We start from the raw sequence: 14,671 nt of genomic DNA, 5'->3' as shown, positions 1-14,671 counted from the left end.
TGTGGCACAGATAGACGTTGTCGAGTTCGAGGTGGCGGAGGAACGGTACGCCCTTGACATCTCGCTCGCCCGCGAGATCGTCGAGATGGTCCCGATCACTCCGGTGCCGAGGTCACCCCCCCATATCGCCGGGATCATCAACCTGCGTGGTGAGATCACGACCGTTATGGCCCTCAGCACCATCCTTGGAATCCCTCGATCCAGGGAACAGGAACGGCAGAAGATCATCATCCTCGTCTCCGAGGCGGCCGGAGGAGCCAATGTCGGCGTGATCGTCGACGATGTCCTCTCAGTGATGCAGATCTCGGAGGAAGAAGTCGAAACGGTAGACGAGTCGCTCTCCAGGGACGCTCACGTGAAGGGAATCATCAAGGTCACCGAGAAATCTCAGGAGAGAGACGAGAGCGCAGGCAAGAAGAACCTTATCATCTGGGTTGATATGGAAAAGATCCTGGAAGAGATAACCGGCATTTCCACCTAACCTTTTTTTAACAGGCCTTTTAGAATCGCTCATAAAGCGAAAGTATGCCTCAAACATACCGAATGAAAATCTTTCATAGAGCATATCCCAAAAGTATTCCGAACATGAATCTTCGTCCGTATCAAAACCCTTCATTCCAGAAAATCTGATCGCAGATCTTCCACGGGGTGGCTGGTTGCCCCTCGTTCCCCCCGCAGAAGATAGGAAGGAGGACGGTAATCCCCTTTTCATCATCATCACGTGCGCCTTCCCGCCCCTATCGCAATCCCGGGGGTCCGGGGGCAGCGCCCCCGGCACGCGCATGCGGGAAGGCAGACCGATCCACGTGCCGCCCCACATAGAGACTAAAGAATGTTCTCCTGCTTTCTCTCGCCGGGGGGAGACCCCCAGGACCCCCCACGACGAAGATAGGGGTCGGGCGGCAGAGCACCCGGTGAAAGGATAGAAGAAGGCGAGGAATGGATGTTCACGCTACGAAGAGAGGAGAGTTTGAAACCATCATCTTTCTTTATCTCTGGAAGAGGGGGAAGTCAGGAGAGTTTTGGGATGACCTCATAGCATATCTTCGGGGTGATGTTCACGGTAATTCCTTTTCCGGAGTGAACACCAGAGGCCGACCACACCCTTGCCCCTGCGTGACGGATCGGCAGAGGACGGGACCACCCTCTGAACGATTCCTCCCTCTACCTTCCCGTCCTTGTCGCAGAATCTTCACCGCCGCCTCGCACCGGGGGATCCTTCCACACCCCGAAGCACTGCTCATAACAATTCTCATTCGATATGCCTGAGACGTGCTTTCGGCTCATGCCCAATATCTAAAAAGTCAACGATCCAGCATGTCTGACCGCACGCCTTCCCCCTATCAAATCGCACCGGTCGATCAAGGAGAAGAGCAGAACATGAAGAGAAAATCTATCATGACGTGCCTGATGCATCCTTCACACCAGAATTCGTCCAGAAAAATGTCACTCAGCCGAAACGAGCTTCGACCACAACAATACACAAAAAATTGATGGTGCCCGGATTCCGGGCATCTGCAGTATATTTTACAGGCTCACATCGGGGGCATGCCGCCCATGCCGCCCATGCCACCCATGCCGCCGCCCATGGCTGCCATCTCCTCGGGCGAGGGGCCGGCAGACTTGGCGGACGCGATGACGTCGTCGATCCTGAGGATCATCACAGCGGCCTCGGCGGCCGAGGAGATCGCCTGGGTCTTGACACGCAGGGGCTCGACAACGCCCAGAGCGAGCATGTCGCCAGCCTTGCCGGTGTAGACATCGAGCCCGGCGGTCTTCTGACCCTTTTCGTGGGCTGCACGGAGGTCGACCAGGGTGTCGATGGGGTCGAGTCCGGCGTTCTCGGCAAGTGTCCTCGGGATGATCTCGAGAGCGGTTGCAAAGGCCTCGATGGCGAGCTGGGCCCGGCCGCCGACGGTCGCTGCGTACTCGCGGAGACGGAGGGAGAGCTCGATCTCAGGCGAACCGCCGCCGACGACAAACTTCTTGTCGCGGATGGCAACCTCGACGACCCTGAGGGCGTCCTCGATCGCACGGTCGAGTTCGTCGACGACGTGCTCGGTGCCGCCCTTGATGATCATGGAGACGGCCTTCGGGTTCTTGCACTTCTTGACGAAGATCATGTCCTCGCCGGAGACCTTCTGCTCCTCGACGAGCCCGGCGTAGCCGAGTTCCTCGGGAGAGATAGCATCGATGGAGGATACCAGAGACGCACCGGTTGCACGGGCGAGTTTCTCCATGTCGGACTTCTTGACACGGCGGACTGCGAAGACGCCGGACTTTGCGAGGTAGTGCTGGGCGATGTCGTCGATACCCTTCTGGCAGAAGAGGACGTTCGCACCGGAGGCGACGATCTTGTCGACGATGTTTCTGATCATCCGCTCTTCCTCGTCGAGGAACATCTGGAGCTGGTCAGGGCTCGTGATGTTGATCTCGGCGTCGACCTCGGTCTTCTTGAACTCGACCGCGGCGTTGAGCAGGAGGATATTGGCCTCTTCGACCTTCTTGGGCATCGCGGGGTGGACACGCTCCTTGTCGATGAGCATGCCTTCGACGATCTCGGAGTCCTCGATGGAACCGCCGACCTTCTTCTCGACCTTGACGTAGTCGGTGTCGACGGTGCCGTCCTCGTCGGCGACCATGGTGACAGCCCTGACAACGAGGTCACAGAGTTTGTCCTTGGCAGCCTCGGCACCCTTGCCGGTCATGGCGGTGCCCGCGATCTTCATGAGGATCTCCTCGTCGCCGGGTTCGACGTCGATGGCGATCTCATTGAGGAGTTCGATGGCCTTTTCGGCCGCCTTGCGGTAGCCCTGAGCGATGACGGTGGGGTGGACGTCCTGTTCGAGGAGATCCTCCGCACGCTTGAGGAGTTCGCCGGCCACGACGACCGCGGTGGTGGTGCCGTCGCCGACCTCGTCGTCCTGCGTCTTTGCAACCTCGACCATCATCTTGGCGGCCGGGTGTTCGATGTCCATCTCTTTGAGGATGGTCACGCCGTCGTTGGTGATGACGACATCCCCGATGGTGTCCACGAGCATCTTATCCATGCCCCGGGGACCAAGGGTCGTCCGAACGGCGCTGGCTACGGCCTTAGCGGCGGAGATGTTGATGCTCTGCGCGTCCCTCCCGCGAGTGCGGGAGCTGCCTTCCTTCAGAATCAGGATCGGTTGTCCTCCCATTTGTTGCGACATTTCAAATCACCATATAATGTAGTGCTAAAATAGATGGTTTGTAGTTCTATATAAAGTTTATCAGAGAGAGATCAGGTCAATGAGGTCGGAACCATCCTCCAGGGTATGCAGGTGCTCCTCTCCGACAACAAGCGTCCTTCCGATCCTTTTTTTCTTCTTGTAGTCGGAGATGACGCACATCGCATAAGCTCCTGCGATCTGCGAGATATTCCCGATAAGGGCGGCGCGCTTGACGGTCTTTTGTGCGGTCCCGTAGCAGGTGAAGATCGTCTCGGTCTCCACCAGGGCCAGGGCCTGAAAGGGCGCCCGACGCATCTGGTGGACCTCGATCCCCATCCGCTCGAAGTCGTCGGGGACACCGCCGGGCCGCGGCTCCTCGGTCTGGTCTGTCGGAATATACGAGAGGAGATCGATCGCCTCGATCACCGCTTCGTCGAAGAGTTCCTCGAGCTGGACCGCCACCTCAAGGGTGGTGTTCATCCCGTCCTCATACTTGGAGATGGTCCGGCGGGAGACCCCGAGGTACCGGGCAAGGTCGCCGAGAGAAAACTGGTGCTCTTCACGCAGCCCCTTGAGCATATCCCCGTTGACGTTCACGTACAGCCCACCTGGCTGGGCATAGATGAGGGGGGGAACACCGTCGACAAGATAGTCGTACAGCGTGGCCGGGCTGATCGCGTAGATCCCGTAGCGCACATAGACGGTCCCGCGTTCGAGGTCGGTGTCCCTGGCCCGTTCGCCCACGATCATCGGGGAGGCATTGAGGTGGCGGGCGATGGCGTCAAGGTCCCGCGAGATCTCTTCGGTGACCGAGTCGATGTGCGAGACGACTTTCACGACCATGAGAACGTCTTCTCTGCCCGCGATCAGATCAAACGACCGGGGCCTGAGGCTACAGCGTTCGGAAACCTCAAAGCCCGCCGTAAGCATCACGCTGACGACCATATCAAGGAGACGTCCCTGTGACATAACACTCGTTAAAGGTGGATATAGTACGACGCCCTAATAAATAATCGCTTCATGCTCATCGGTATCGACGACACCGACTCGCCGGCAGGGATGTGCACGACCTATCTGGGGGCCGTGCTGGTCAGGAAGTTGAGGGGCGCAGGGATCGGGGTCGCAGAGACCAGACTGGTCAGGCTCAATCCGAACGCTCCCCACAAGACGAGAGGAAACGCCGCGGTCTGTATCAGGGCGGAGGGGGATCCCGAGACGGCGTTCTCGATCGCCGGAGCATTGGTGGACGAACTCGCCGATCTCTCCTGCGAGAACACCAACCCCGGTCTGGTGATCGCCGAGGAGGCGCCGCCGCCGGATTTCTACTGGCAGGCGGTGCAGGACTTCTGCACGGTCGGGGAGGCGCGGGAGATTCTCGACGAGGTCGGGGCGCTCTCACGCGGGTGGAAGAACTGCCGGGGCCTGATCGGGGCGACGGCCGCCATCTCAAGCGAACTGCCCGACCGGACGTACGAACTCCTGGCCTACCGCTCCGCCGACCGCTTTGGCACGCCCAGAAAGGTGGAGCGAGATTCGATCTTCGCGGCCGAGGCGGCGACCTGGCCGCACACCTGGGACTCGGTCGACTCCGAGAACCGGGTCGTCGTCTGCGTCCCCCATACGCCCGACCCGGTCCTCTTCGGGATCAGGGGCGAGAGTCCGGCATGGGTGGAGGCGGCGGCAGGGCATATCGTCGCAGAGGAGGAGGCCCTCGCGCAGGTATGGGTCACGAACCAGGGGACCGACGCCCACCTCGTTTCCGGCACGATCGGCACCCTCCTCGACGGCCGGTCGTACTGCGTGGAGGCCACGGTCGCGGAGCGGGCGACGACCGGCGAGGGTAGGCACGTCGAGATCAAAGTCCGCGACGGCGACGAGCGTCTCAGGTGCATGGCCTACGAACCGACGAAAGGTTTTCGCGACGTCGTGCGGGCGCTGGTCCCCGACGACCAGGTCGTCGTCTGCGGGAGTTACAAAAACGGGAGTCTCAACCTGGAGAAGGTCAGGCTCATAGATGCGGCGGCAGACGTCCGCTATCGCCCGCCCATCTGCCAGACCTGCGGGAAGCGGATGACCTCGGCGGGACGGGAGAAGGGCTACAAATGCCGCCGTTGTGGGGCGAGGGAGGCCGAGCCCGAATGCGTCGTCTCTCCGAGATCGATCAGCACCGGGTGGTATGAGGTGCCGCCGACGGCACGCCGGCATCTCTCGAAACCGCTGGTGCGGGGGGAACCGGGGTTGCGGCGAAACGAGTTCAACTGATCCAGTACGCTGTGTCACTCTCCCGTGACACGAGATAGCAACTTAAGATTCCTCATCCTTCTGATGGGGCGGCACGTCTGATCGACGTGCCTTCCCCCATGAATCGCGCCGGGGGGAGACCCCCAGGATATCTATGATGAGAAATTTTTTCGCGTATGCTTGAGCCAGGGGGTCATACCTGATTCTACACGGCCTCACCGTCAGGCAACTGCAGGGCGATCTGAACCGTGGCATCCCGGACAGGTGTCCGGCGGTCAGTCTCATCGACGCCGCGGTGGCTGAAAAGCCGTACAAGATCGAGATGAAACGCCGGGAATATGATTTCTCGTTCGATTGCCGGACCTACCGCGAGTGGGCGGCGAAGGGGGACGTCTGGCTTGACGACGATCCCGACTCTTTCACCCTCGCGCCCGGTTTCCACTTGCGGGGTGAAAACCAGACGGCCGCAGAGGAAAGCCGATCCTGACCTGGATCTGCGTACAGAGTACATAGAGAGAAGTATGTACAGGTACCCCCAATAATTTTCACACATTTCAGAGAACACCCGGCACCCCTGATCGGTGGCCGGGCATCTCCGGCTGTGTTCTCAGGACGGATTCAAATGTGGAAACGACGGGGGAGAGTCAGGCATTCGGGCCGCTGTTTTCGGATCGACCGGCACAGGTGACGGCGCTCGGGGTGCCAAAACAGAAGCACAAGAGTGAAAACCATTGCAAAGGTGTAAATTTCGATCCCGGGAAACGATGAAAAAAAGCGCGTTGTAGAATTTCACATGAGGCGAGGGGCACGCCTCAAGCATACGGGATGAAAATTACTCGTCGCTCGATCTCCGGGTGTTGAAATGGTTTCGATCCCTCTTTTCAGGACATAGGATCAGTGGAGGCCCTGTTCAATCGCCGCCCCTCGGCTATCCTCATACGTGGGGGGTCGGGGGGTCTCCCCCCGGCGCGAGACGAAGGTGAAGATTCGACGATTGGGAGCGGCATCTCTGAACGACGTGCCTTTCTCCATCATACGCACCGGGGCGGCAATGCGATGATGTTCCCACAGGAGGTCTTGCTCAAAAGAGGGAGCACAGATCCATGCCTGCTCCAGAGATCCACGATCATTTTCATCGCGTACGCTTGAGTCAGGGGTTCACGCCCAATTTCCATGAAAAACTTTTCATCCGGTATGCTTGAGGCGTGCTCTTGACTCATGCTCAATTCAGCAGAACTCAAAAAAAAAAAGAATTCAGATCAATTTCGCCAACCCGAGTTCTTCCAGCTTCTCCTGCGTCGGAACCCCCTTCTCGTCCCAGCCGCGGACCTTATAGTACTGAGGCAACATCTCTGGAAGCCTGCTGACCTGGCCCTTCGCCGGCCCTCGCGGGATCGGTTCTTTGAGCAGTCTGGGCGGGAGCGTGTCGTCCTCGGCCGTGTAACCGTTCTTGATGTTGAACATCCGCTCCATATTCCAGATCCTCTCCCCGATCGCCATGATCCGCTCGGGCGTGTAGTCGACCCCGGTGACCGTCTTCAGTTCAGCGGCGATCTCGTCGGCGCCGATCGCAAACGAAGAGAAGAGACAGGTGCCCGACGAGGAGAGCGCCGCAGTAAGATCCTGGAAGATTTTGAGGATCTCGGCCTTGCCCTCGGTGACCGCCGGGTCCAGTTTCATCGGGAGGCCCAGCACCTCGGGCGAGATGGTGTAGCCCCTGACATGGCACCCGCCGCGGTTGGAAGTGGCGTACTCCAGACCGATCCCCTGGATCGCCCGCGGGTCATAGGCAGGCATCTCCTGCTTCTTGACGCTCATCGAAAGTTCGGGATGGCCGTACTTCTCGCCCAGACGGTACGAGCCGAGTGCCAGGTCGTCGCCGAAACCCTCGCGGTAGGCGGTGGCCCGCGTCAGTTCGACCAGTGCCTCCGAACTCCCGAAACGAACCTCGACCCCGTTCTGCATCGCATCGACCGCCCCGATGTCCGCGAGTTCCATCGCACAGGCGATCGTCGAGCCCATCGTGATCGTGTCCATCCCGAGTTCGTTGCAGAGGAAGTTCGCCTTCAGGACGGCATCCATATCAGAGATCCCGCAGTCCGCCCCGAACGACCAGGCCGACTCGTACTCCGGGCCTTCGCCGACCTCCTGATACCGCCCGTGGGCCTTCGCGACGCGGCCGCACCCGACCACGCAACTCCCGCAGCCCTTGCCATGGACCAGATGCTTGCCGGTGAGCGTCTCCCCCGAGATCTTGTCGGCCTCGTCGAAGTACGCCTCGCGCCAGTTGTTTGTCGGGAAGGCCCCAACCTCGTTGATGATGTTGACCAGGACATTGCTCCCATAGGTCGGCAGACCCTGGGACGTGACCGGGTTCTCGTTGATCTTCTTCCTTGCATCTCTCACGATAGTGAGGAACTCGTTCTTGTCGGCGACCTTGATCCCGCCGGTGCCGCGGACGGCGATGGCTTTGAGATTCTTCGATCCCATCACCGCCCCGATCCCGGTCCTCCCGGCGGCACGGTGCTTGTCGTTCATGATGTTTGCGAAGAGGACAAGTTTCTCGCCGGCCGGACCGATGCAGGCCACCTCAGCCTCGGGATCGGTCTCGGCCCTCAGGGCGTCGTCGGCCTCGTAGACCGTCTTGCCCCAGAGAGTGGAGGCGTCGCGGATCTCGACGGCGCCGTTGTTGATCCAGATATACACTGGTTTTGCGGCCTTCCCCTCAAAGATGATCAGGTCGTAGCCTGCGTACTTCACCTCGGCACCGAAGTACCCGCCCGAGTTGGACGAGGCCAGGGTGTTGTTGAGCGGGGCCTTGGCGACCACGTCGTAGCGCCCGGTCGAGACGCCCATCGTCCCGGTCAACGGCCCGGTGGCGAAGATGAGTTTGTTCTCCGGCGAGAGGGCGTCCACCGTCGGGTCGACCTCCTCCATAAAGTACTTCTCGCCAAGTCCCCTGGACCCGATGAACTCCTCGGCAAACGCCTTGTTCAGTGCCTCTTTCTTGACCGTGCCCGCACCCAGGTCGATACGGAGCACCGTCCCCATCCAGCCGTACATCAGATCTCCACCTCCGAAATACCGGCGGCAATCTTTGCCGAGAACGCCTTCTTCCGCCGGATCGTCGCTGTGTCGGCCGGCAGATACTCGATGGCGTTCGTCGGGCAGAACTCGACGCACATCGGACTGCCGTCGCATTGGTCGCATTTCAATGGTTTTTTCGCCGCCATGCTGTACGAGATGTTGCCGAACGGACAGGCCATCACGCACATCCGGCACCCGATACACTTCGATGCAATGACATTGACCAGCCCGGTCTCGGTGTCCTTCTCCAGGGCGCCGGTGGGGCACCCCGCCACACACGCCGGTTTGTCGCACTGCAGACAGGTCATCGGGACGTTCACTCCCGCCTCAAACCGGTGGACCGATATCCTCGATGTCGCCGGTCGAAACTCTCCTTCATGCCCGACCGAGCATGCCAGTTCACAGGTTCCACAGCCGATACACTTCTCAGGAGTGATCAGCAGCAAGTTCTCAGTTTTTTCCATCTTCTTCCCCCCTCGGTCAGTCCCACGATCCATACACTTTCATTTAACCGTTCCCATGCCGTCGCCCGGGACGACACGGTCATTCCTTCTTCTCCTCGCGCGATCCCACCCCGGTCCCGACCTCCTGCGCCTCGACGATCCGGCGGCACCGGGGACAGAGAAGCCGCAGGCCCTTCGTCTCGAACCCCGGTTCCACCGCCTCGATCTGTTCCCGCGTCGCAAACAGATCGCCGCAGATCTCGCAGGCGATCAGTTCGAAGGTCCGTCCCCAGATCGTCCTGGTGCCCGCCGCCTCGTCCTCCATGACCGGGATCGCTCCCGTCGGGCAGACCTCCGCACAGGCCGCACACCCCCGACAGTCGGCGGTCGGTTCTCTGAAGGGCGTGTGCACCTCCTTCTCCCAGCCGCGCCCGACAAACCCGAGACAATTTCCAAGATCGGCGCAGGCCCTGACACACCGCCCGCACCTGATGCAGAGGTCGGGTTCTCCCCCTGGGGCGAAACGTTCGTCCAGGGGTTCGACGCCGTACTCCGCGGCAAGTTGCCGGAGGACCGGCGAGTGGGGCGAGCGGGTGAGAAGCAGTCTGAGCACAAACGCACGGGCCTCGCGGACCGGGGGGGTGTCGGTTTTGATCTCGACCGACCGCTTGATCGGGTACATGCACGAGATGACCAGTTTGCTCCGGCCGAGTTCGGTCACCTCCACCTGGCAGAGGCGGCAGTTGCCGTCGGGCGGCAGACCCTCATGATAGCAGAGGGTCGGCACATTGATGCCCAGGGCCCGCACCGCCACCAGGGCGGTCGTCCCCTTCTCCACCTCGGTCTTCTGCCCGTCGATCGTCACTTCAACCATCTCACGTCACCCCCCTCACGACCTTGACCGCTCTGACCGGACAGACATCGATGCACGAACCGCAGGTGATGCATTTCTCCATGTCGATCCGGTGTGTCTGTTTCTTCTCCCCGGTGGCGGCATCGACCGGGCAGACCTTGGCGCAGAGTGTGCACCCGGTGCAGAGTGCGGGATCGATCTCAAGGGCGTAGAGCCCGCTGCATACCCCGGCGCGGCAGAAGCCCTCCTTCTCGTGCTCCTCGTACTCCTCGGGGAACCAGTGCATCGTTGAGAGCACGGGGTTCGCGGCGGTCTTGCCCAGGCCGCAGAGCGAGGTGTCCCGCACATGCCCGGCAAACTCCTTGAGCAGTGCGGTGTCGCCGGGTCGGGCGGTGCCCGAGGTGAGACCGTGGAGAAGAGTCTGCATCGCCTTGAGCCCCTCGCGGCAGGGCGTGCATTTCCCGCACGACTCCTCGACCAGGAAATCGATGAAATACTGGGCGACATTGACCATGCAGGTGTGCTCGTCCATGATGATCATCCCCCCCGACCCCATCATCGACCCGGCCTTGATCAATTCGTCGAAATCCACCGGGAGATCGAGTCTCTCCGCCGGCAGACACCCGCCCGACGGCCCGCCGGTCTGCACAGCCTTGAACTCGCGGTCTTTGAGCACCCCGCCGCCGATCTCGTAGATCATCGTGCGCAGAGGTATGCCCATCGGCACCTCGACAAGACCGCTGTTCTTGACCTTGCCGACGAGCGAGAAGACCTTGGTCCCGCTGCTGTTCGCGGTGCCCATGCTCCTGAACCAGTCGGCGCCGTGCACCAGGATCTGCGGGATGTTCCCCCAGGTCTCGACATTGTTGAGGATCGTCGGGGCCTCCCAGAGTCCCTTCTCAGTCGAACGGATGTACTTGACCCGCGGAACCCCGGCCTTCCCCTCAATGGAAGTCATCAGGGCGGTGGACTCGCCGCAGACAAAAGCCCCCCCGCCCCGGAAGATCTCGATCTCGAAGTCGAACCCGCTGCCGAGCACCTGCTCACCCAGGAGGCCGTACTCGTGCGCCTGCTCGATGGCGCGGGTCAGGTGCCTGACCGCGAGCGGATACTCGTTCCTGACATAGATGATCCCGCGGGTGGCGCCGATCGCATACCCCCCGATGATCATCCCCTCGATGACGCTGTGCGGGTCGCCTTCCATGAGACTGCGGTCCATGAAGGCGCCGGGATCGCCCTCGTCACCATTGGCAACGACGTACTTCTCAGGTGCCTCGACACCGGCGGCCGACTCCCATTTCACGCCGGTCGGGAACCCGCCGCCGCCGCGGCCGCGAAGCCCCGAGTCCCTGACGACCCCGACCACCTCTTTCGGCGACATCGAAAGAGCCTTCGCAAGCCCGGCATACCCCCCCGCACGGAGGTAATCGTCGATCTCGAAGGGGTTGACATGCCCGGTGTTCTTGAGGACGATCCGGTGCTGACTGGCATAGAAGGGGATCTTCTCGGCGGTCTGGTAGTGTTCCTTCGTCAACGGGTCGCGGTACAGGAGGCGCTTGATCACCTCCCCGTTCAGGATCGTCTTCTCGAAGATCTCGGGAACATCCTTGACCTTCACCTGCTGGTAGAAGATATTTCCCGGATGGATGACCACCAGGGGGCCCCGCTCGCAGAACCCGTGGCACCCGGTGGAATCGGCCAGGAACGTGACCCCGATCTCCATGCCTCTCTTTCTAGCCTCCTCCTCGAAGGCCTCGCGCACCGCAACGCTCCCGAAGGCGATGCAACCGGTGCCGGCGCAGACCTGCACCCACGCTCGAGCGTCGGCACCCTTCGGCGGCAACGAGGTGCGGTAGGCCTCAAGCGCCTCTCTACTCTTCAGCCTCATCCTCACGCTCCGTCTCGATCATTTCCGGGATCTGAGCAATCCCCACCTTCCCGTACACTCGCTCGTTCACCACCACGACCGGCGCCATCGCACAGGCACCGACGCAGTTCACGGTCTGGAGGGTGAACACTCCGTCTGCGGTGGTCTCCCCGTCCCTGATCCCGAGTGCTCCTTCGATAGCCTCGACGAGTCTGGGCGCACCGCGGAGATGGCACGCCGTACCGGTGCAGACCTTGATCACCTTCTTTCCCAGCGGGACAAGACTGAGTGCCTTGTAAAATGTGGCGACACTGAAGACCTGACTTTCAGGGACGCCGAGATATCTGGCGACCTCTTTCATCGACTCGACCGAGAGATAACTGTACTCAGCCTGGATGTCCTGCAATGCCGCGAGCAGATGTCTGGGATCCCTGGGATAGGCCCCGAGAATCTCCTGCACCGCTGTTTGATCTCCCACGCCTTCGGTCATATCAACCCCCCGTGCTACCCTCACCGGGTTTATTGATAGAAAAAACCTTCGAGTGCGGGGTGTCGGGGTGCTGCCGCAGAAACACGGGAGAAAAATGTGGCCAGGCCCAACCCCTGATCTGATCCCTGAGGAGATGACGACCTGCATCAGGGCAGATCAAATCTCAAAAACCTTAAGCCGAAAAGCATAAGAGATACAAAAAGGTAGGAAGCGGTCATGAAAGTAGGCATTATTGGAGGGACCGGGGGGATCGGACAGGGGATGGCACTGCGGCTCTCGCAGAACCACACCGTCTATATCGGATCGCGCATCGAAGAAAAGGCTCAGGCCGCCTGCGAGCTCTGCGGCTACGCCCTCAAGGTGTTGGGCATGCCCTTCGACCTGCTCCCGACGACCAACCAGGGGGTCGTGGACGAATCGGAGATCGTCGTCTTCTCGATCCCGGCCGAGAACCTGGAGAGGACGATCGAGGGGCTTACCGGACTGGAGGGCAAGACGGTGATCAGTCTGATGAACCCGATGGTCAGAACCGAGTTCTTCAAGTACAACCCGCCGGAGGAAGGATCGGCTGCAGAAAAACTTCAGAAACTCCTGCCGGAATCAAAGGTCGTCGCCGCCTTCAACAACATCCCGGCCGGCAAGTGGCAGCAACTCTCCGAACCCCTCGACTACTCGGTCTGTGTCTGTTCGGACTTTGACGACGCAAAAGAACGTGTCATGGAACTGGTCAACTCGATCTCCGAACTCAAGGCCCTGAACGCCGGGCCGCTGGCGGTCTCGTCGTACATCGAGGCCATCACCCCGCTTGTCATAAACATCGCACGGTTCAGCAAGATGCGGGACGTCGGGGTCTACTTCAAATAGATCCGACGTTCTTCTTTTTTCATCGAAGGGGGCGGCAACCTCAGCCGTCGGGATCTCCGGGGATGGCGAGGTGCCCAGTTCCCATCACCCTCCTGGTCACGGGAGATCCCCGAAGACCAGATGTGATCATCACCCTCATCTCATCCCCTCTCACTCCCAGTTCAGGTCCGGACCTGACACCATACCCCGAGAAGACTGCGCCTTCTCAGAATGGAAAAGACCGCACCGACAACATTCAGCCACCCCATACCCCCGAATCATCGTTTCTTCCCCAGACACTCAGAACAGAGAGGCACAACCCCGACCGGCAGGAGACAAAGGTCTCAAGAGATGTAGACCGTTTCCGGCGAGGAGTCCGGAAAATCTCCCGAACCTGGCAAAATCTTTTATGGTTTCAGAGAGTCTGTCCCCTTCACAGGGCACCTGTTGTGGTGCCTGATACGGAGGGGAAAAAGAGATGACATCCACCTATCTGAACCCGCCGGTCGCCCTCATGGGCGCCGGAGCGGTGAAAGAAATTGGAACCTGGGCAAAGATGCTGGGGGCAAAGAAAGCATTCATTGTCTGCGGCATCGGGAAACACGGAAAGGCACTCGCCGATGAAGTCGGCGCACTCCTCAAGGATTCCGGGGTCAATTTTGTGATCTATCCTGGCGCCGAGCCCAACCCGACCGACAACGCCGTCCACAAGGGCGCCGAGATGTACAAGAAAGAGGGCTGCAATATGATCGTCGCCGCCGGCGGCGGGTCCCCGATGGACTGCGCCAAGGGCGTCGGGATCATCGCCACCAACGGCGGGACGATCTATGATTACGAGGGTGCCGGCAAGGTCAGGGAACCCCTGCCGCCACTCATCGCCGTCAACACCACCGCGGGCACGGCCTCTGAGATGACCAACTTCGCGGTCATCACCGACACCCGACGGCACGTCAAGATGGCCCTCGTCGACTGGAAGATGACCCCCAAGGTTGCGATCAACGACCCCGAACTGATGGTCAGCATGCCGCCCGCACTCACCGCCGCCACCGGCATGGACGCCCTCACGCACGCAGTCGAGGCCTATGTCTCCACCATCGCCACGCCGACCACCGACGCCGCCGCCCTCATGGCCATCCATCTCATCGGCAAATGGCTCCGCCCGGCAGTCGCCAACGGCGACGACATCCATGCCCGCGACATGATGGCCCACGCCGAGTACCTCGCCGGTATCGCCTTCAACAACGCCAGCCTCGGATACGTCCACGCCATGGCGCACCAGCTCGGAGGGCTCTACAACCTGCCGCACGGTGTCTGCAACGCCATCCTCCTGCCGCATGTCCAGAAGTTCAACCTCATCGCCGCACCAGAGCGCTTTGTTGACATCGCCAAGGCACTTGGTGAGAATGTCGAGGGACTCTCCACCATCGATGCCGCAAACAAAGCTATCGACGCCATAAGGACACTCTCGGCCGACATCGGCATCCCGCCGGGCGTCAAGTCACTCGGCGCCAAGGAGGGGGACATCCCGACCCTCGCCGAGAACGCCATGAAAGACATCTGCAACCTCACCAACCCGCGAAAGGCGACGAAGGAAGAGGTCATGGAGATCTATAAAGAGGCAATGTGAAATCAGGACCAAAACCGGAGTATGTG

At 60.6% G+C, this 14,671-nt stretch carries 12 protein-coding genes; 5 read left to right on the top strand and 7 right to left on the bottom strand.

The genetic code is table 11. The annotated features are described in order from the left end of the window. Position 1: 1 nt before the first annotated feature. Positions 2-481, top strand: coding sequence for a chemotaxis protein CheW (locus RJ40_RS08685; RefSeq protein ID WP_265580463.1), 480 nt, complete (start codon positions 2-4; stop codon positions 479-481). 1,054 nt (positions 482-1,535) lie between these two features. On the opposite strand, the gene thsA is transcribed toward RJ40_RS08685, so the two are convergent. Both thsA and RJ40_RS08675 read right to left on the bottom strand, forming a co-directional pair. Next, positions 1,536-3,194 (bottom strand): thermosome subunit alpha, encoded by a 1,659-nt coding sequence (gene thsA, locus RJ40_RS08680; RefSeq protein WP_265580462.1) that lies wholly within the window; start codon positions 3,192-3,194, stop codon positions 1,536-1,538. Between the two features lie 60 nt (positions 3,195-3,254). Beyond that, positions 3,255-4,163, bottom strand: a complete 909-nt coding sequence (locus tag RJ40_RS08675; protein ID WP_265580461.1) for a transcriptional regulator — start codon at positions 4,161-4,163, stop codon at positions 3,255-3,257. Positions 4,164-4,214: 51 nt separating this feature from the next. On the opposite strand from RJ40_RS08675, the gene RJ40_RS08670 reads away from it, so the two are divergent. Then, entirely contained in the window at positions 4,215-5,456 is a 1,242-nt protein-coding gene (locus RJ40_RS08670; RefSeq protein WP_265580460.1) for a tRNA(Ile)(2)-agmatinylcytidine synthase, read from the top strand. Between the two features lie 274 nt (positions 5,457-5,730). Then, a complete protein-coding gene (locus RJ40_RS08665; RefSeq protein WP_265580459.1) occupies positions 5,731-5,922 on the top strand; it encodes a hypothetical protein in 192 nt (63 codons plus the stop codon). A gap of 767 nt (positions 5,923-6,689) precedes the next feature. On the opposite strand, the gene RJ40_RS08660 is transcribed toward RJ40_RS08665, so the two are convergent. The 5 genes from RJ40_RS08660 to nuoE all read right to left on the bottom strand — a co-directional run bounded on the left by RJ40_RS08660 (position 6,690) and on the right by nuoE (position 12,175). Continuing rightward, on the bottom strand, positions 6,690-8,498 hold the full coding sequence (locus RJ40_RS08660; protein WP_265580458.1) for an aldehyde ferredoxin oxidoreductase family protein: 1,809 nt from the start codon (positions 8,496-8,498) through the stop codon (positions 6,690-6,692). Continuing rightward, positions 8,498-8,986: a 4Fe-4S dicluster domain-containing protein gene (locus RJ40_RS08655; RefSeq protein WP_265580457.1), complete on the bottom strand. Its 489-nt coding sequence runs from the start codon at positions 8,984-8,986 to the stop codon at positions 8,498-8,500. Before RJ40_RS08655 ends, RJ40_RS08660 begins: the two co-directional genes overlap by 1 nt. Positions 8,987-9,065: 79 nt before the next feature. Further along, positions 9,066-9,839, bottom strand: coding sequence for a 2Fe-2S iron-sulfur cluster-binding protein (locus RJ40_RS08650; RefSeq protein ID WP_265580456.1), 774 nt, complete (start codon positions 9,837-9,839; stop codon positions 9,066-9,068). A gap of 1 nt (position 9,840) precedes the next feature. Then, the gene (locus RJ40_RS08645) at positions 9,841-11,706 is read right to left on the bottom strand and encodes an NADH-ubiquinone oxidoreductase-F iron-sulfur binding region domain-containing protein (protein WP_265580455.1); all 1,866 of its coding nucleotides are present in this window, start codon (positions 11,704-11,706) and stop codon (positions 9,841-9,843) included. Further along, the gene (nuoE, locus tag RJ40_RS08640) at positions 11,690-12,175 is read right to left on the bottom strand and encodes an NADH-quinone oxidoreductase subunit NuoE (protein ID WP_265580454.1); all 486 of its coding nucleotides are present in this window, start codon (positions 12,173-12,175) and stop codon (positions 11,690-11,692) included. Before nuoE ends, RJ40_RS08645 begins: the two co-directional genes overlap by 17 nt. A 216-nt stretch (positions 12,176-12,391) precedes the next feature. Here nuoE and npdG point away from each other — a divergent pair, with 216 nt between their 5' ends. Together npdG and RJ40_RS08630 are read left to right on the top strand one after the other, a co-directional pair. After that, the gene (npdG, locus tag RJ40_RS08635; RefSeq protein WP_265580453.1) at positions 12,392-13,039 is read left to right on the top strand and encodes an NADPH-dependent F420 reductase; all 648 of its coding nucleotides are present in this window, start codon (positions 12,392-12,394) and stop codon (positions 13,037-13,039) included. Between the two features lie 457 nt (positions 13,040-13,496). Further along, positions 13,497-14,645, top strand: a complete 1,149-nt coding sequence (locus RJ40_RS08630; RefSeq protein ID WP_265580452.1) for an iron-containing alcohol dehydrogenase — start codon at positions 13,497-13,499, stop codon at positions 14,643-14,645. The last annotated feature ends 26 nt before the right edge of the window (positions 14,646-14,671 follow it).

The sequence above is a fragment of the Methanofollis aquaemaris genome, assembly GCF_017357525.1.
GTDB lineage: Archaea > Halobacteriota > Methanomicrobia > Methanomicrobiales > Methanofollaceae > Methanofollis > Methanofollis aquaemaris.
The sequence above is the reverse complement of the archived record's forward strand: the minus strand, read 5'-3'. Positions and strand labels throughout refer to the sequence as shown.